The sequence below is a fragment of the Paenibacillus kribbensis genome (assembly GCF_002240415.1).
Classification (GTDB): Bacteria; Bacillota; Bacilli; order Paenibacillales; family Paenibacillaceae; genus Paenibacillus; species Paenibacillus kribbensis.
Genome location: NZ_CP020028.1, coordinates 5,266,259 through 5,284,512, shown reverse-complemented (window position 1 = coordinate 5,284,512; position 18,254 = coordinate 5,266,259). Strand labels below are relative to the sequence as shown.

Sequence of the window (18,254 nt, the reverse complement as noted above, 5' to 3'; positions counted from 1 at the left end):
AATCAGATCGGAACCGGTTCCGATGTATTTTTTTAATGCGTTTGGAACCGGTTCCTGTTACGAGAGTTTTAATAAAAATGAGGTACATCTATGAAAATGACAAACGAACAGAAGTATCGGCTGATTGAACAGGCAGAGCCAGGTGAAATAGCCAGCTTGCAGGAGAAGGTCAAGCAATGCCATTGGCGGCAGACGTTTCATATTCAGCCATCGACAGGCTTGCTCAATGATCCCAATGGCTTTTCCTATTACCAGGGTGAATACCATTTGTTCTATCAGTGGTTCCCTTTGGGAACGGATCATGGGATGAAGTACTGGTATCACTTGAAGTCCAAAGATTTGGTGACATGGGACAATGCAGGCATTGGCATCACACCAGGGGATACCTTTGATTCACATGGGGCTTATTCGGGCAGCGCGCTGGAACATGAGGGCAAGCTGTATATGCTGTATACGGGAAATACACGGGATGAAAACTGGATCAGACATCCTTATCAATGCATGGCTGTTATGGATGAGAGCGGTCTCATTACAAAATGGGAGCACCCTGTCATTTCCAATGTACCGGAAGGGTACACAGACCATTTTCGTGATCCCAAGCTGTGGAAGGACGGCGACAGCTTTTACTGTGTGATTGGTGCACAAAGAACGAATGCAACAGGCTGCGTCGTCCTTTATCGATCAACGGACCTTCATTCGTGGCAGTTTGAGGGAGAAATACGCACAGGACTTGAGTCGTTTGGCTACATGTGGGAATGCCCGGATTATTTTGAACTGGACGGCTCGGGAGTATTGGTCTTTTCTCCTCAAGGCCTGGAGCCTTCTGGGGATGAATACCACAATATTTATCAATCAGGGTACATCATCGGCAAGCCGCTGAATACCGAGACAAGGACATTGGAGCATGGGGCGTTCCGCGAGCTGGATCGAGGCTTTGACTTCTATGCGCCGCAAACCATGGTTGATCCGCAGGGGCGGCGTATTATGGTGGCATGGATGGGATTGCCGGATATTGACTCTCCGACAGACCCGAACGGTTGGGCGCATTGCCTGACGCTGCCGAGGGAACTTATCCTTCATGAGGGTAAACTCTTGCAGCGGCCTGTCCCTGAGCTGACTGCGCTGCGTAGAAAGCGTGAGGATCGGGTAGCTGACACGTTATCGTCAGAGAGAAAAACCTATGAGGGCTTCACGGGTACGGCCTATGAGCTGATTTGTGAGGTTGATCTTTTGAGCGCCAAGGCGTTTGGTATTGAATTCCGCGCGAGTGCAACTGAGAGAACGGTGATTAAATATGATGCCGTCAGCCGTAAGCTAGTACTGGACCGTTCGCAATCGGGCGAGCCTGTGGCGGCTTCGTATGGCGAGGTACGGCAGTGTGCATGGAATGAAGACCATATCAAGCTACATTTGTTTGTAGATATGTCTTCGGTTGAGATTTTCGTCAATGATGGGGAAGAGGTGTTCACCAGTCGTATTTTTCCGCACCGAGAGAGTGACGAAATACACTTTTTTGCTGACAAGGGAGAGGCTCTCTTCCAAGCGGTAAAATGGGATTTTACGGAGTAGGCTAATTCACCAAGTGGATCGTTAATCATCAATAACATAACGGAATGAACGAGAGGATGGACATCATGGCAGAAAACCGGGAAATTGCCAAAGAAGTGATTGAAGCGATGGGTGGGAAGGAAAATATTGCATCCTTTGCCCACTGTGCGACACGTCTGCGGATTATGGTGCATAACAAGGAGAAGATTGATCAGAAAAAGGTTGAGGAGATCGACAAGGTCAAGGGAGCTTTCTTTAATTCGGGTCAATATCAGATTATTTTTGGTACAGGGACCGTAAATCGGATTTTTGAAGAGGTTGAAAAGCTGGGGATCACGGGTTCTTCTAAAGAAGACGTGAAAAATCAGGCGAAAAAAGAAGGAAACGTATTCCAGCGTTCCATACGCACCTTCGGTGACGTCTTTGTGCCGATCATTCCTGTGCTGGTCGCTACAGGGCTGTTCATGGGTCTGCGCGGCTTGCTCACACAGCCGCAAATTCTCGCTCTGTTTGGCATGACGGCAAAGGACATTTCACCTAATTTTCTATTGTTTACACAGGTGCTAACGGATACCGCTTTTGCTTTTCTGCCTGCGCTGGTCGCCTGGTCAGCCTTTAGAGTATTCGGCGGCAGCCCGGTATTGGGTATTGTGCTTGGTCTGATGCTGGTGAACCCGGCTCTGCCCAACGCTTATGGTGTGGCGGACGGCTCGGCCCACCCCTTGACGATGCTCGGATTCATTCCTGTCGTGGGTTATCAGGGCTCGGTATTGCCAGCCTTCTTCGTGGGCTTGATCGGAGCCAAGCTGGAGCGGGCGCTGCGCAAACGGGTTCCAGAAGCGCTGGATCTGATCCTTACACCGTTTTTGACACTGTTAATCATGATTACACTCGGGCTGTTTGCCATCGGTCCGGTTTTCCATTCCTTCGAAGAATGGGTGCTGCACGGAACGACATTTGTACTTGATCTGCCTTTTGGTATCGCAGGGATTATCATCGGTTTCTTGCATCAAATTATCGTCGTTACGGGTGTGCATCATATATTTAATTTTCTGGAAATTCAACTGCTTGAAAAGACTGGTGTGAACGCATTCAACGCGATCATTACCTGCGCCATGGCTGCTCAAGGTGCCGCTTGTCTGGCAGTTGGACTGAAAACGAAGAACGCCAAGCTGAAAGCGTTGGCACTTCCTTCCTCGCTGTCTGCTTTTCTCGGGATTACAGAGCCGGCTATTTTCGGTGTCAACCTGAGATATATGAAGCCTTTTGTTATGGGGCTGATCGGTGGGGCAGTTGGCGGCTTCATCGCCTCCATCTTCCATTTGGCGGCAACAGGTATGGCCATTACAGTCATTCCGGGCACGTTGCTCTACATGAACCATCAGCTTCCGCTTTACATTTTGGCGAACTTGGCTGCTATGGCTGTAGCGTTTGTCTTGACCTGGATGTTCGGCTATAACGATAAAATGCTGGAGGAAGTCAAAACAGCGGGTTCCTCCAATTAACACCGTCGTGGTGGTACGAATAAGCACACGTATATAAATGAACTGTAAACGGTCGTTCTGTCTTGGAGAGAAGGTATCCAAGCGGGGCGGCCGTTTTTCATAGACTTTATCATTTATGTATCCGGTTATAAGGGACTTCTTTCTTGTTTCCTTCTAAATCTTCCACCCAAGCTTTTGAAGGCCCCAGGCCCTCCCTTCATGCTCCTACGCAGATTCCTCTTCATCGGCTAAAGATTCTTCCCCACAGTCGCTATTCTCACCATATTCTTCAATTGTTAATTCGAATTCATTATTGAGCGGTTTGACGGCTGAAGAATATAATGAAGTTATCGAAAATGCGATACCGATAGAATCAATTGCTGTTGAAAAAGAAAAGACTCAAACCGATCAAAAAATCTCACCGATGGCATCATTGGCATCTTGGCAATTTAGTCACTTTTCTCGAAACGATGGGGGTATTTACTCTAATAAGTTTTCAGTTAATAACGCAGCTACCTTGAATTTCCATGTGGTACAATGGGTAGATGGTAGTTCTTGGTCTCGTCCTGAAGTAGGTTACCTTATTGTGAACAAAAATTATTTGGGAGAGGTTTTTGCCGTTTATGGAAGATATACAGATGAAAGTAGGGATTTTCAACTGAGAGCTCCAAGTGCTGGAGAATATCAGGTAATGGTACTTAACCTCAATGATTATACGATTTCAGGAAATGGATACGTCACGTTTTAATATTATTTTATTTAACGATTGTTAAGTTTTTTATGAACTTGTTATAATACTAATATTTTCAAAAATATGTAATACATCTTTGGGAAGGGAGATGTGTGTGTGAACAAGCGGCTAAGAACAATTGTTGTAGTTTTAGGTCTAACTGTTCTTGTCGGAGGAGTTATAACCGTCATTCAAAGTCAAACATTTGCCAATGAGACCATAACCGGCGTTAAGGTTACCGACAATTCTAACGTCAATGAAACCAAAGCCAGGGCTAAAGCAACCGACGATTCTAACTGGCTCTCACCAGAGAGAAAGAAAGAACTAAATCATCTAGCTCAATCTAAACAACCCCACATCCTGTTAACTGAGCACGGGGATTTTTATCCGGTTAAGGTTCCCAACAAGTACCCAAGTGATCAGGTTGCAAATTTGGACAATGATGGAGAAGAAATAACCGCTAAAACAAAGCAGGTCATTTTAAGAAATTTCACCTACGAAAAAAAGAGGAAGAAAATTGATTTTCCCAGGAACGAGGAACGCTCAAAAAAATGAGCGTTCTTTTTTCGTATCATCCATCTTCCCACAATCCTATTTCTATAATTTGAACACGCCCTAAACGATCGAAGAGCGCTCATCCAGAAATTCGGACGGGGAGCAGCCTGTTAACCGTTTGAAGATTCGATGAAAATAGGAGACATCACTATAGCCGACATACTCTGAAATTTCACGAATCGTCAGCCGGGACTCGGTCAGCATGTAGATGGCCGTTTTGATGCGCTGCGTATGTACATGCTCGCTGATGGTTTGGCGTGTTACCTCACGTAGCAGTGTGGCGGCGTAATTGGGTGTTTTGCGGATGACGTCGCCAAGCTCTTCCTTCGTCACTTTTTCCCGATAATGATTTTGGATATACTGTTTCATATACTCCACATGCCGTTCTTTTTCGCTGGAAATGACGCCTTTGTTCCATTCCTGATTGGTATAAATCATCGTCTCGGTCAGTAGACAGTCAGCCATCAGTTCATAGTAGCTTGGGCGCTCCGTCCATTGGTAATATACCGACTTGATCCGTTCATGCAGCATATCGTAGCATCCGAGCTTGATCGACAGCGGCTTGTCTATATTCAATATGGGAAGTACGTTATGCGTACATGTTTTGCGGCAATGTATCACATACTTGGTATGAAAAAGCGTAGGGATGCTCTTGCCATAGTAGGGTAGATGTCCAGGCAGAATCAGGACCTCTCCCTTGCCGAGAATGAACTTGCGATCGTTCACCCAATATACACATTTTCCAAAGGTGACCAAAACGAACATGAGGTTGTTGTTGTCGCTACCTGGACCAGCCTTTTCGTACCAGTCTACGCCATGGTCCTGTCGTATGTCCAAGATTGTAATCATGAAGCCACTCTCCATGTCTTAAAAATTCACTATACTGTACTATAATACAGTCATCATACTATAGTTCATAGTCTTGTCGCACCGGTATAGGTAAAATAAAGTCATAAAAAGTGTAAATAGATAGAACAGCAAGATGGAATAGAAACCATACTGGAATTACGACCAAATAGTAAAGACATTCAGGAGGATGACATTTCTATGCTTAAAACGAAAATTATTTGTACGATGGGACCTGCCTGTGACTCCGTTCATTTGTTAAAGGAAATGATTCAGGCCGGTATGACAGTAGCCCGCTTGAACATGGCTCACGGGGAACTGGAGGATCACGTTAAACGTATTGAAAATGTGAGACAGGCTGCGAAGGAACTGGGTACCTTTATTCCTGTCATGATGGATATCAAAGGACCTGAAATACGGATCGGCAAGCTGAGAGAAGCATCCTGTCTGCTGAAACCAGGCAGCCAGCTGATTCTGACAACAGAAGAGATTTTGGGGGACGAGCACCGTATTTCGGTGAATTACCCGGATATGCCAAAGGACATTAAACCAGGCGACCGCATTTTGATTGACGATGGTTTGGTTGATCTGACTGTAGCCTCTGTTGAGGGTACTGAAATGATTTGTAATATTGTAAGCGGCGGTGTTTTGAAGCCGAGAAAAGGTGTGAATCTGCCAGGGATTCATACGACTCTTCCAGGCGTGACGGAGCGCGACGTGAAGCACATCCAATTTGGGGTGGAGCAGCGTATCGAGCTTATTGCGGCTTCTTTTGTGCGTAAAGGCGACGATATCCGTGAAATCCGTGAGATTTTGAAAGGACATCAAGCCGAGCATGTACAAATTTATTCCAAGATTGAAAATGCCGAAGGCATGGAAAACCTGGATGATATTATCGAAGCTTCGGATGGTATCATGGTAGCCCGTGGTGACTTGGGCGTTGAGGTGCCGATTCAAGACGTGCCTGTGATGCAAAAAGAAATGATCGACAAGTGTAATCTGGTCGGCAAACCGGTAATCGTAGCTACACACATGCTGGAATCCATGCAGGTCAACCCGCGTCCGACGAGAGCTGAAGTAAGTGACGTATTTAATGCGGTTATGCAAGGAGCCGATGTAGTGATGCTGTCGGGCGAATCTGCCGCAGGTAAATACCCTGTCGAGTCCGTTCGCACGATGGCTGCGGTAGCTGCCAGAGCGGAATCACAGTTTGATTACCAGGAGCAGTTCGATAAGCGCAGAGCGCGCCAAAGCACGAACATTACCGAAGTGATCAGTCAGGGTGCGGTTAGCTCCTCTCTTGAGCTGGATGCCAAAGCGATTATTACCTCGACTGCCAGCGGATTCACGGCGCGGATGGTGTCCAAATATCGTCCGAAGGCTCCGATTATTGCGGTTACCCCGAACAATACGGTGTTCGCTAAAATTTGTCTGTTGTCCGGAGTATTCCCGGTCAAAGGGGATAAAGTAGCGACAACGGATGAAATGTTCGAATCCTCAATCCGCAATGCCCTGAATGCAGGGTATATCCAAAAAGGGGATACCATCGTGCTGTCAGCGGGCGTTCCTGTTGCAGAGGCCGGTGCGACGAATCTGATCAGAGTACATCAAGTATAGGCTAAATATAGATAACAAAAAGGCGCTGATTCCCCGTGGGACCAGCGCCTTTTTCGCGTCTCAAGTTTACAGCCCAAACACACTTTTAGCAACGACCTGTGTCAATTCTGCCTTATGAGCTTGATATTGCTCCAGCGTAATGCTCTTATTGGCCAGTCGTTGATCCAATTGCTCCGTTAACTGAGCTACCTGCAAGTCAACGACAGCCTGAGCGTCCCGTTTATGGGTTGAGGCAATATCCGCCAAGGTTTGACCGTTATATAGTGCATCATACAATTGTTCATCCGAGGATATGCCCAATGTATCCAGCAGCTTATCATCCTTGGATGCTTCATTATCCTGTACCTGCGGGGCTCTCTCCGGAGCCAGTGCAGCAGCATTAGCCCGACTTCCCCATGTAGAGGACTGCCCAATCGACAACGCCAGCAACAGTGTGCAGATGACCATTATTCGTTTTCGATTCATAAGTGTAAATCTCCTTTTGTTTCATTAAAATTGTGACAGGGTGCGAACGGTATATGGATATCCAACGGGAGTCATGTTTATGCCTTTAGTCCATCCGGCTTATGTAGTTACCAGATTGTAAATACATCATACACGCCCAATCTTAGCGCAAGCTTAAGACTCGTTTAAAATAAACTAAAAGAGGACGTTATAAACACCTTTTTTTCTTTGACCAAATTTTTCGTATCCCATGCAGACACAGGAGTAGTAGTGGTAAAATAAGGCCTATGGATAAGATATAAGGTGTCCATATTTTTGCATCCCAGGATTGCTGGTATGGGACATTTGGATATATGATCACTGACATGACGATCAGGATCATCCCGAGAGGGAAAATCAGTGGACGATAATCTTTCAAATTAAAGATTTGGGCAGTGGCTATCATAATAGAGTACATATACAGAGCCAGCCTGAAAAAGAGCGAGATAAACCACATGGCGGCCATAATCGCTTCAATACGCTGTAGAAAATTTCCAATATTAATTTTTTTGGCTAACGAATAGCTTGGATACATATTTTTTGCTGTTAATTCAGGTCCGAAAACCAGAATTGCCAATGTAATGAGCAGAATCAGGATCAATCCGCCAGCCAGGCTTCCTATTAGAAAGGCCTTACGTGCTTGATCGGGATGATCTACAAAAGGAAAAATCATTAACAAAACAATATGAGACAGAAATGCAATGCTTATAAAGGATAAGGCAGCAGGCCAGATGGGCCCCCATCCCCTCTCCAGTATGGGTTGAGCATTCTCCAGCTTAACATTAGATACTACCAAAACGACAAAAGCCGTATAAAGCAAGATGAATAAGGGAAACAACAGCTCGGCCGAACGGGCCAACGTTTCAATTCCAAGATGCACCCCCATCAATACAATGATCGCAAAAAGGATATTGACCGCCTGGATCGGAGTTTCCGGTATCATTTGAGTCGTCAAAAAACTCCCCAAATCATACAGTACCGCAGCAGGTCCACTCAAAAAAAATGTAATGATAAACAGAATAGAAAAAGACTTTCCCAGCCACTTGCCTAAAAGGGTCTCCATAATTTGAACCAAGGTCATCTGTGGATACATGATGGTGATCGTGTTGTACAGCCAGATGATAAGTAATCCGGCGACCACTCCGACGAGTGCCGCGATCCAAGCATCCTGTCTAGCCGTAGTAGCCATAACGGAAGGAACGACGAGGATTGCACTGCCGATTGTAAATAAAATCGTTAAGACCAACAATTGGCGTGGAGAAATTTTGACTGAATTGGGCATCATCTTCACCTATCTCACTTTTATTGATGTCGCTGATTTAAAAATTATGTACTCCCAAGCATGTACAGCATTTTCTATGCTCATCTATTCTGTTGCTGTCGGCTTCTTATCCTTCTTTGTCCACAACTTTTTTAGAGCATGTACCCCGAGCAGCAGCAATGGTAAAAATAATCCTATAGATAATGAAAAAGGAATCCACGTCTTTGTATCGTACGTTTGTTGGTAAGAAACATTGGGATATACGATGATAGACATCACGATCAAAATGATCCCGAGAGGAAGCAGCAACTGCTGACTGCTTTTTAATTGAAAGACTTGGGCTATGGCTGTCACAATGGTGTACATATATATTGTGAGTCTGAAAAAAAGCGAAATAAACCACATGGTAGCCATGATCGCTTCAATGCGCTGTAAAAAATGACCAATATTGATTTTTTTGGCTAATGCATAGCTTGGGTATATATTTCGTGCCGTTATGTCAGGACCTAGCACTAAAATAGCTAATGTCACGATGACGACCAATATTAATCCGCCAATCAAGCTTCCTAAGAAAAAAGCTTTGCGGGCTTGATCGGAACGATTTACAGAAGCCGGGAAAATCATTAGCAAAACGATGTGAGGGAGATATGCGGTACCCACAAAGGACAGCGCCGCAGGCCAGATAGGTCTGACTCCTGCCTCCAGCACAGGCTGTATATTTTCCAGCTTAATATTGGACACCACTAAACCTGCAAAAGAAACATAAAGAAATACAAATAACGGAAATATTATCTCGGCCGAACGGGCCAGCACTTCCAGCCCCAGACGAACAGCAAATAATACAATAACCGCAAAAATAATATTTACGGCTGTAATTGGAGTTTCCGGAATCATTTGGGTGGTCAAAAAATTCCCTAAATAAAATAAAACCGGAGCAGGAGCATTGATAAATAATAATGAAAAAAACAGGAGAGCAACGGCTTTGCCTAACCATTTTCCCAGCAGGGCTTCCATGATTTCAACCAGGGTCATTTGCGGATACAGATCTGTAATTTTGATGTACAAATACACAATAAGAAGCCCGCACCCAACTCCGACGAGCGAGGCAATCCACGCATCCTGTTTGGCTACAAGCGCCATGCCTGAAGGGATGATGAGGATTGTACTTCCTATCGTAAATAAAATGGTTAAGATCATAAGCTGACGTGCGGAAATTTTGACCTGTCCGGGCACCATTTTCACCTCGTTTTTTTTATTTGATTAATCCAATATGGATTAGGAAATTGCTAAATGGTCTATATATGGCTGTGATCCAGTCCAGAGGCGTGGGAATGGTCCATGTGAATGCCTTGGCGCAACTGATTCCGACTCCAAGTACAAGGAGAACGGAAAACAACCAAAGCTCTTTTTTCAATCCCTTTTTCCACATATAGGGAACCTCTAACAAGCAGATCACAACAGCAACCAGCAATATTCCCAACACGTTCACCATATGAGACAGCATCTTTCAGCACCTTCTTTTCCATGGTAATGGTCAATGCAGGGGTTATATCTCAACCAGGGCCGGGCACGGGAATTTACTCTTTAACATCATTCAAAAATGAACTACCAATTGTGCCCAAGCGCCGAAGCTTGAAGTTGACCTTGATATTTACGGGCAAGTCTGCAAAGTACTCACGGCCCCAATTATTTTTAAGTGTATTCCAGGCCTTCGGGTTAGCGCGGCGAATGGCTTCGCCGAATCCAAAGATGTCAGACTTGTACGATTTTTGAGCTTTTCTGACGGATGCTCTCATAATCTCTTCTAACTTTTCTTCCTCCCTCTTCTCAATGTCATAAATCGTGCTCACCTTGGTCAGATCCAGATCGGTACATTCGACTTCTCCCACGTTGGCCTCAACCTGCATTTTAATATTGATTCGGGGCTCCCCCCGATTGACCGCTCCTTTTATGGTAGTTTGAGTCCGAATGATCTCCGTTACGACTTTGCCGCCTCCGGGGCAGCCCACAAAGCCGACAGAGCTTTTCACTTTGCCGGTAATATAGTTGTAGCCCCTACTTTCATCCTCATTTAACCAGCCGATTAATTTGTCTTTTTTGAACACAGCCATTCCGGAATATTCTAGTTGGGTGGGAGGGGCGATCTTTTCAACATTGTCTTTGGTCTCTCCCGCTTCTTTATTGCCAACGATCTGAAGCCCTGTCAAGACAGGCTCTATTCCTTGATTGGTGAGAGCTGCAATCAATTCATCCAAGGTTACAGTCATACTAGGTGACCAGCTTTTTTCAGATATTTCCAAGGCGGAAAACAAGTCATTCGCCGGAATTGGGTCCAGAGGTGTTAAAATTTTCAGTACATCCTCTGCACTTGTGTCCTTTGACAATACCAAGTAGAAGTCGGTGCGGAAATGATGGTCTCTTGACATAAAATCAAGAGCTTTGGCCATGCCGTCCGTGGCCATCGTCTCACCAATCACACAGATGCGAAGATGGGAAAAATAGATTTTTCGGGGACTCGTTTTCGTCATTTTCCGGACGGCTTCAAAAATGGTCTCGGCTTTGGCTGTATATAACGTGGTAGGAGCCCGCCCAATCCCACCACCACTTTTAGCTGATACCTGACCCGGGTCTACGACTTGGACGGAAACCTGGAATTGATCGCCCAGCTTATCGATTCCCATACCGACAGCGATGGCTAGCTCATTTAATTCCGTGCGGTTCCAACAACCAGTGAGAAGCATGGTCATTGTAAGAATCAGGAGCAGACAGGCGGCCTTTCGTTTCACGATTTTCGACTCCTTTCCATTTGTGCTGATCCTCTCTATTTCATTCTCGTGATTTTCGGGGCGGGGTACTGTTTCGGCGATTCACGTTCTTCTGATTAATTAACCTGGGACGGGAAATCATCATCCAGTGAGGGAGCCGAAATAAGGTATCCTTGGTGTCTGACGGAACCAGAGGTGCCAAAGGAGTCATATATGGAACGCCAAATGAACGAAGGCTGCACATATGCAGGATGAGAGCAATGCCTCCGACAATAATTCCGAACAATCCGAATGAAGCGGCAAGCCCCATCAGAGGAAATCGCAGCATACGAAAAGCAATGGACATATTATAGGCAGGAAGAACGAAGCTGGAAATTGCCGTAATGGATACGACAATGACCATCGCCGCTGATATGATCCCGGCCTGGACAGCCGCTTGTCCGATGACAAGCGTGCCTACGATAGAGACGGCTGCTCCGATGTACTTGGGCATGCGAACCCCGGCTTCCCGCAATATTTCAAAAGTCAGCTCCATCATGAGCGCTTCAATAAAGGCGGGGAAGGGTACGGCTTCCCGCTGTGCGGCCAAACCGATCAATAATGAAGTTGGCAGCATTTCCTGATGAAACGTAGTGATAGCTACATATAAGGACGGTCCAAGCAGGGAAATAAAGACCCCGATGTAACGAAGAAGCCTTATGAAGCTGCTGATGTCCGCACGCTGATAATAGTCCTCAGCTGCATGCAGGAAGGAAACAAACAATGCGGGTACGATTAGCACATAGGGGGTCCCATCCACTAATATGGCAATTTTCCCTTCCAGGAGCTCGGCAGCGATGACGTCCGGGCGTTCGGAATTGTACACGGTTGGAAAAGGGGTAAAGGTTTCATCCTGGATTAACTCCTCGATATACCCGCTTTCGAGAATGCCGTCTACATCAATACGATTCAGCCGTTCATGTACCTCTGCGACCAACTTATCATTCGCGATCCCCTTGATGTACATGACGGCCACATCGGTCTTGGTTACACGGCCGATTTGTTTGGTTTCCAGCCACAGATTTGGATCTTTAATTTTGCGCCGGATCAAGGCCGTATTCGTGCGCAGTGTTTCCGAAAATCCTTCCCGCGGCCCGCGAACGACATTTTCTGAGGCAGGCTCGCTAACCCCTCGATCCTTCCATCCCCGTGCGCTAGCTACGATTCCCTCAGTCTGACCGTCAATTAAAATGACTGCATCTCCCGACAATAGCGCGTTATATAGGTCTTTAAAGTCGGTGATATCATGGATGCCACCGATGGTCAGGGCGTAATCTTTTAAAATTTGCATGACATTAGAAGAGGTTTGGATCCTGCTTTCTACGTCCCCGGACAGGCTATTATCCAACATCATTGACTCCATGATGAAGTCGGAGATTATATTTTTATCCGCTAAACCGTCGGTATAGAGAATCGCGATGATTTGGTCACCGTCCTTGCCAATGCGAACTTCTCTGATGATGATGTCCGTACTGTTACCCACGGTTTGTCTGATCCGCTGAAGGTTTTGTCCAAGACTTGCACTGAACGGTTCCCCTGAATATGTAGGCTGTTTCTCAATATTCTGGACAGGCAATTTATTAAACTTTCTAGGGGTGCTTCTTTTCCGAAAACGCATGAACGTTCTCCCTCTCCTTGAGGATGCTTTTTAATCCAGTATGGACGCAGGGGTCTCCTGATAAACTTATTGATGGAATTTTGGTAGGGAAGGGAAGAAGGGATATGTAATCTGTTGGCGATACCAAGTTTTCGCGTTAAACTGATTGTAATTGAACTGCTGGGAGGAGACCGACTGATGTCCAAAGCAGACCATATGTTATCCATTCTCTGGATGTTAAAGCAGCGTAGACGAACCGCGGGCGAATTAGCGGAAGCGCTGGAAATCAGCGTTCGTTCGGTATACCGTTATATAGATGCGCTGTGTGTCAGTGGGGTTCCGGTTATTGCCGATGCCGGGCCTGGTGGTGGCTACTGTCTGCCTGATAACTTCGTCGAAGCACCGCTGTTCTTCGATGCCGAAGAGCAGAAGGCGCTTGTTCAGGCAGCCGCTTTCGTCCGTGGGACGGGATATCCGTATGTCCAAGCACTTGACCGGGCGCTGGATAAACTGAAGCGTTACAGCAACGTCCAACAAATCGAACGGATGGAGAGCCATGAGCGCGGGATTGAAACGCTTTATACCTCTAATGCGGCAATGGCGGAAATTTTGCAAGAGCTTGAATCAGGCATAGCGAACGGAGATACTCTGGAAATGGAATACCGCAAGGGAAATGAAGAAACAGTCTCCTTACGTTCCATTGATCCTTATGGGCTTGTACTTTGGAAGGGGCAGTGGTACATCGTTGCTTATTGCCACCACCGACAGGAGATCCGTAGCTTCCGTGTCGACAGAATTACCGGACTCCGGTGTAGCGGCACAAGCTTCATACGTCCTGTCGATTTCTCTGCGCGTGATTATCTTCTGCAGAGCTTGCTTCCCGCCCGGGAAAAAGGGGACAAGTTGGTTGCTGTGGTAATTGAGTCATCTGAAGTGGTATTAAATGATCTTTGCAGTCACTGGCTATTCGGGCATACTTTGGAGCAGCGGCAGGAGGGATGGGCCCGGTTTCTACTGGACGAAAGCTCGTTATTCACCTATGCCCCATATTTTCTGTTGCCTTATGGAAAAACGCTGCATATTCGGGAGCCAGCGGCGTTGAAGCAGCGGTTGGTGGTAGTCGCCACGGAAATGGCTCGCCATTACGAAAATTAATTTTATCTCCTTGGGAACACTGACCGTAGCTGTCAGTGTCCTTTTTGTATAGTGTAAGCGTGTCTTAAGCATGCATGAAAGTACAAGCACATATGATTAAGGAGGAATGAAGCATGAAAGAACTGAAATATGAGTTCTATATTGGGGGAACGCCGGAACAAGTATGGGCCAGCCTGGTTTCCCCGGAGTACGTGCAGCAAATCTATTACGGAAGCATAATCCGTTCCAGCTTCAAGGAGGGGGAATTGCTGGAGTATATCGGGCCGGGCGCTGAAGGTAAGGAAACCGTTCACGTGTACGGGACGCTGCTGGAGTACGCTCCCTTGAAAGCCCTGCGTTTTACGCATAAGGTAGGCCCCTCTTACCTGAAAGGGCAAGAGAACTATGAATCCCGTATTTCCTGGCTGCTAGAGCCAGTGGGTGGATGCACGAAGCTGTCTCTTATCCATGATGAGTGGCATCCTGACGATCCTTCCTATGAACCTAGCGACAGTGCATGGTGGCATATTCTAAGTAATATAAAAACGTTAATAGAGACTGGCCATACGCTTGATTTCGGAAGCAACAAATAACAAAGACTGTACGGTAAACGGAAATAGAAGCAGTCGGTACCATTAGAAGTTTGGCTGGAATAACAGCGTATTGGTTTCAATTGGAAGGCACAATAGATTTATATAAATATTAAAGCCAGGACGCATCTTTAGCGCATCCTGGCTTTAATGCTTTAACAGGTAGTTGAAGTTAACTTATGCGGAACCATTAAATCTGCAGTGTTAGAAAGGGGAAAAGAGGCTTCGCAAAGCTAAATTAGTATAATTAATGATTTTATTAAAAAGTTCATGAAAATATAAAACTACATATTGAATTTCCCATTTCTTTTGCATAATATAAAGGTACGGTTTAAATGAAAGCGTTTTAATTTTATTGGGGGTGATGCTCTTTACTTATTTTATAGGTGATGATCAACGGATAGGAATAAATTAAACGCCTAATTTATCAGGTATTCAAAAACGAGAGGAGATAGTTTATGAAGCCATTATTTTTCCGCAAGGTAACGGCCGCTTCTCTGGCGGGTGCGCTGCTGTTGCCTGCCTCTTTTGCAGGTGCCGAACAAACGCTCAATCCGAATACAGAGGGGATTCAAGCTGCGGGGCAGATTGCCCTCCAAGATCTAAGCCAAGAGAACATTTCAATTCAAAGCAAAAAGACTGTTTCTTTTAAGGAAACTTCCGTACATGATCCATCCATTCTGAAAGTGAAAGATACATTTTACATTTTTGGTTCCCATCTTGCGGCTGCCAAGTCCAAGGACCTGATGAATTGGGATACGATTGCCGCAGGAGTAGCAAATGGCAATGCACTGATTCCTAACGTCAAAGAGGAATTAAAAGAAGCGCTGGATTGGGCGCAGACAGACACGCTGTGGGCAGCGGATGTTATTCAACTGGCCGATGGCAAGTTTTACATGTACTATAACGCCTGCAAGGGCGACTCCCCGCGTTCAGCAATGGGTGTAGCGGTTGCCGATAAAATTGAAGGGCCTTATAAAAATAAAGGTATCTTCCTGAAATCCGGCATGTGGGGCCAACCGGGTGAGGATGGGACAATCTATGACGCGACCAAGCATCCGAATGTCGTGGACCCGGACACTTTTTATGATAAGAACGGCAAGCTGTGGATGGTGTATGGCTCCTACTCAGGAGGTATTTTCATTCTGAAGATGGATGAAAAAACAGGAAAACCGCTGCCTGGACAAGGATATGGGAAAAAGCTGACAGGCGGTAACCATGCCCGTATGGAAGGGCCGTACATACAGTATAGTCCGCAAACGGACTATTACTACTTGTTCCTGTCTTATGGCGGCTTATCGGCAGATGGCGGATACAACCTTCGTGTGGCTCGCTCCAAAACACCGGATGGTCCTTACTATGACGCCGAGGGGAACGACATGATCAAGGTCAAGGCGAATCCTGACAAACCTCTTTTTGATGACGCTTCCATTGAGCCGTACGGTGTCAAGCTGATAGGCAATTACCTGATTCCAAGGGAAATTGGCGATCCGGGTACAGGACTGGGTACTGGCTATGTTTCGCCTGGACATAACTCGGCTTATTATGATCCCAAGACGAAAAAGCATTTTCTGATTTTCCACTCCCGTTTTCCGGGCAGAGGCGAGCAGTATGAGGTACGGGTGCATGAGATGTTCATGAACACTGACGGTTGGCCTGTAGTAGCTCCTTATCGTTATTCGGGTGATGAGGACTCACTGAAGAAGTTGTCGGAAAAGGATGTTATCGGTCAATACTCGTATGTCAATCACGGGAAAGAAATCTCGGCCAATATTAAGCAAGCTGTGACCGTTAGCTTGGATAGCGGCGGGAGGCTGTCTGGAGGAGCGAATGGTACATGGAAGCTTGGCACAGGCAACCAGTTGGAGATTACAGCGGATGGTACGAAATATAAAGGTGTATTCCTGCGACATGTCGATCCAGACACGGGCAAAAAGACGCTTGCTTTCACTGCCCTGTCCTCCAGGGGTGTTGCGGTCTGGGGAACGTTAAAGCAGGAACTAAAGGCCAGCAAGATCGTGGCTGCTGTGCAGAAGGATCTGAGTCTGGGCGATTTGAGCAATGTTTTATATGATTTGACGCTGCCTACTCAGGCTGCACAGGATACCACTATTTCGTGGGAGTCCTCACGCCCTGAGAACATTTCCGTGACAGGTGAAGTGTACCGTCCCGAAGCGGGTTCTCCGCCTGTGGCAGTCACATTGACGGCGACCATTAAGAAGGACAAGGCAACAGCGAAGAAAAGCTTTACAGCCATGGTTCCCGCACAGGCTCAAGGTCCACAGCTCGCGAACTATTCCTGGAATGAAGATCAAGGAACACATGTCGTGGACAGCACATATAACCATTTCGACGGCAACACCTATGGTGGTGCAGCATGGGACAAGGATGGAAAGCTTGGCGGCGCACTTGTGCTGAACGGCAAAGATGGCTACGTGCAGCTACCGGCGACGGTCACAGATGCAGACGATTTTACCTTTTCCGCCTGGGTGAATTGGAAGGGCGGTGGAGCGTGGCAACGGATTTTTGACTTTGGAAATGCTCAGGCCCGCCATATGTTTCTGACTCCTTCCCAAGGAAGCGGCGTGCTCCAGTTTACGATTCATGAGGGTACGGATCAAAGCTTGCTTGCCAAATCAGCCTTACCTTTAAACCAGTGGACGCATGTAGCAGTTACACTAGAGGGGAATACCGGGAAGCTGTATGTAAACGGTGAGGAAGTGGCTGTTAATGACAGTATGACCTTTAATCCAAAAGAGCTGCTGACAAGCGAGGCTTATCTCGGCAAAAGCCGCTTTGCCGCCGATGCTTATTTTAACGGCAGTCTCGATGAGGTCCAAATATATAACAAAGCGCTGACAGCAGAGGAAATTAAAGAATTGTCGGAGCTGTGATTCCGATGAAGTAATATGAGCAGAACAAACGCAGGAGACGGGCATATTTTTAAAAGTTCGTCTCCTGCGAAATGTTTTGTATATTTATTTTTTGTTCACTGGTATAATTAAAGAAAAGTGTGGATATAATGTTTTAGGTAGACGTTGATGACTGGCTTTCGTTCTACTGAAAATATGGCTTAAAATCAATAAAGAAACAAGAGCACTCTGCATAATTTAATTTCACCAGTGCTTGCGTTTTCAATACACTTATGGTAATATGAGTATATTGAAATTGTGACCTGAGATTCACGTATTGTAGAGGGTTATTGTTTTAGGTTGAAATAACCTTGTACAATATGTGAATTTTTATTTGTAAAAAATAAAGGTCATATAAATATATTTTGGAGGTAATTCCATGCAAACAGGTACAGTTAAATGGTTTAACGCAGAAAAAGGTTTCGGTTTCATCGAAGTTGAAGGTGGAAGCGATGTATTCGTACACTTCTCCGCAATCCAAGGCGAAGGTTTCAAATCTTTGGACGAAGGCCAACGCGTAGAATTCAACGTTGTTGAAGGAAACCGTGGACCACAAGCTGAGAACGTTGTAAAACTGTAATTTAAAATTACAGCCTACTTCAGATGCCCCGAACATAGCGTTTGGGGCATTTGTTTTTATCTGTTCACAAGACCGTTTTTGAACTGATTACATCTTATCGCTTTATAAATCAT

The 18,254-nt window shown here is 45.9% G+C and carries 15 protein-coding genes; 9 read left to right on the top strand and 6 right to left on the bottom strand.

From position 1 onward, the window contains the following. Positions 1–90 precede the first annotated feature (90 nt). The 4 genes from B4V02_RS23590 (at position 91) to B4V02_RS23575 (ending at position 4,317) form a co-directional block, all read left to right on the top strand. Entirely contained in the window at positions 91–1,569 is a 1,479-nt protein-coding gene (locus B4V02_RS23590; protein WP_094156639.1) for a glycoside hydrolase family 32 protein, read from the top strand. A gap of 65 nt (positions 1,570–1,634) precedes the next feature. Then, the gene (locus B4V02_RS23585; RefSeq protein ID WP_094156638.1) at positions 1,635–3,053 is read left to right on the top strand and encodes a sucrose-specific PTS transporter subunit IIBC; all 1,419 of its coding nucleotides are present in this window, start codon (positions 1,635–1,637) and stop codon (positions 3,051–3,053) included. A 292-nt stretch (positions 3,054–3,345) separates the two neighbouring features. Beyond that, complete coding sequence (locus B4V02_RS23580) at positions 3,346–3,780, top strand: hypothetical protein (RefSeq protein WP_167383782.1); 435 nt, start codon at positions 3,346–3,348, stop codon at positions 3,778–3,780. A gap of 99 nt (positions 3,781–3,879) precedes the next feature. Further along, on the top strand, positions 3,880–4,317 hold the full coding sequence (locus B4V02_RS23575; RefSeq protein WP_094156636.1) for a hypothetical protein: 438 nt from the start codon (positions 3,880–3,882) through the stop codon (positions 4,315–4,317). A 60-nt stretch (positions 4,318–4,377) separates the two neighbouring features. Here the strand turns inward: B4V02_RS23575 and B4V02_RS23570 are convergent, their stop codons facing one another. Continuing rightward, on the bottom strand, positions 4,378–5,166 hold the full coding sequence (locus B4V02_RS23570) for a helix-turn-helix domain-containing protein (RefSeq protein ID WP_094156635.1): 789 nt from the start codon (positions 5,164–5,166) through the stop codon (positions 4,378–4,380). 198 nt (positions 5,167–5,364) lie between these two features. On the opposite strand from B4V02_RS23570, the gene pyk reads away from it, so the two are divergent. After that, positions 5,365–6,780 (top strand): pyruvate kinase, encoded by a 1,416-nt coding sequence (gene pyk / locus B4V02_RS23565; protein ID WP_094156634.1) that lies wholly within the window; start codon positions 5,365–5,367, stop codon positions 6,778–6,780. 66 nt (positions 6,781–6,846) lie between these two features. On the opposite strand, the gene B4V02_RS23560 is transcribed toward pyk, so the two are convergent. The 5 genes from B4V02_RS23560 to B4V02_RS23535 form a co-directional block, all read right to left on the bottom strand. Continuing rightward, entirely contained in the window at positions 6,847–7,245 is a 399-nt protein-coding gene (locus B4V02_RS23560; RefSeq protein WP_094156633.1) for a hypothetical protein, read from the bottom strand. A 187-nt stretch (positions 7,246–7,432) separates the two neighbouring features. After that, positions 7,433–8,548, bottom strand: coding sequence for a GerAB/ArcD/ProY family transporter (locus tag B4V02_RS23555; protein ID WP_341865687.1), 1,116 nt, complete (start codon positions 8,546–8,548; stop codon positions 7,433–7,435). 81 nt (positions 8,549–8,629) lie between these two features. Next, a complete protein-coding gene (locus tag B4V02_RS23550) occupies positions 8,630–9,760 on the bottom strand; it encodes a GerAB/ArcD/ProY family transporter (protein WP_157739771.1) in 1,131 nt (376 codons plus the stop codon). 341 nt (positions 9,761–10,101) lie between these two features. Then, positions 10,102–11,310, bottom strand: a complete 1,209-nt coding sequence (locus tag B4V02_RS23540) for a Ger(x)C family spore germination protein (RefSeq protein WP_094156630.1) — start codon at positions 11,308–11,310, stop codon at positions 10,102–10,104. 40 nt (positions 11,311–11,350) lie between these two features. After that, positions 11,351–12,946 (bottom strand): spore germination protein, encoded by a 1,596-nt coding sequence (locus tag B4V02_RS23535; protein WP_094156629.1) that lies wholly within the window; start codon positions 12,944–12,946, stop codon positions 11,351–11,353. 177 nt (positions 12,947–13,123) lie between these two features. Between B4V02_RS23535 and B4V02_RS23530 the strand changes: the two genes are divergently transcribed. The 4 genes from B4V02_RS23530 to B4V02_RS23515 all read left to right on the top strand — a co-directional run bounded on the left by B4V02_RS23530 (position 13,124) and on the right by B4V02_RS23515 (position 18,141). After that, positions 13,124–14,080: a helix-turn-helix transcriptional regulator gene (locus B4V02_RS23530; RefSeq protein ID WP_094156628.1), complete on the top strand. Its 957-nt coding sequence runs from the start codon at positions 13,124–13,126 to the stop codon at positions 14,078–14,080. Positions 14,081–14,193: 113 nt separating this feature from the next. Then, the gene (locus tag B4V02_RS23525; RefSeq protein WP_094156627.1) at positions 14,194–14,652 is read left to right on the top strand and encodes an SRPBCC domain-containing protein; all 459 of its coding nucleotides are present in this window, start codon (positions 14,194–14,196) and stop codon (positions 14,650–14,652) included. Between the two features lie 455 nt (positions 14,653–15,107). Beyond that, positions 15,108–17,543: an arabinan endo-1,5-alpha-L-arabinosidase AbnB gene (gene abnB / locus B4V02_RS23520; protein WP_094156626.1), complete on the top strand. Its 2,436-nt coding sequence runs from the start codon at positions 15,108–15,110 to the stop codon at positions 17,541–17,543. A 397-nt stretch (positions 17,544–17,940) separates the two neighbouring features. Continuing rightward, a complete protein-coding gene (locus tag B4V02_RS23515; protein WP_007428290.1) occupies positions 17,941–18,141 on the top strand; it encodes a cold-shock protein in 201 nt (66 codons plus the stop codon). Positions 18,142–18,254 lie beyond the last annotated feature (113 nt).

Bases quoted from the DNA above. Each gene is read 5' to 3' on its own strand.
- B4V02_RS23590 (WP_094156639.1), top strand. From the start codon at position 91: ATGAAAATGACAAACGAACAGAAGTATCGGCTGATTGAACAGGCAGAG.
- B4V02_RS23585 (WP_094156638.1), top strand. From the start codon at position 1,635: ATGGCAGAAAACCGGGAAATTGCCAAAGAAGTGATTGAAGCGATGGGT.
- B4V02_RS23570 (WP_094156635.1), bottom strand. From the start codon at position 5,166: ATGATTACAATCTTGGACATACGACAGGACCATGGCGTAGACTGGTAC.
- pyk (WP_094156634.1), top strand. From the start codon at position 5,365: ATGCTTAAAACGAAAATTATTTGTACGATGGGACCTGCCTGTGACTCC.
- B4V02_RS23560 (WP_094156633.1), bottom strand. From the start codon at position 7,245: ATGAATCGAAAACGAATAATGGTCATCTGCACACTGTTGCTGGCGTTG.
- B4V02_RS23555 (WP_341865687.1), bottom strand. From the start codon at position 8,548: ATGATGCCCAATTCAGTCAAAATTTCTCCACGCCAATTGTTGGTCTTA.
- B4V02_RS23550 (WP_157739771.1), bottom strand. From the start codon at position 9,760: ATGGTGCCCGGACAGGTCAAAATTTCCGCACGTCAGCTTATGATCTTA.
- B4V02_RS23535 (WP_094156629.1), bottom strand. From the start codon at position 12,946: ATGCGTTTTCGGAAAAGAAGCACCCCTAGAAAGTTTAATAAATTGCCT.
- B4V02_RS23530 (WP_094156628.1), top strand. From the start codon at position 13,124: ATGTCCAAAGCAGACCATATGTTATCCATTCTCTGGATGTTAAAGCAG.
- B4V02_RS23525 (WP_094156627.1), top strand. From the start codon at position 14,194: ATGAAAGAACTGAAATATGAGTTCTATATTGGGGGAACGCCGGAACAA.
- abnB (WP_094156626.1), top strand. From the start codon at position 15,108: ATGAAGCCATTATTTTTCCGCAAGGTAACGGCCGCTTCTCTGGCGGGT.
- B4V02_RS23515 (WP_007428290.1), top strand. From the start codon at position 17,941: ATGCAAACAGGTACAGTTAAATGGTTTAACGCAGAAAAAGGTTTCGGT.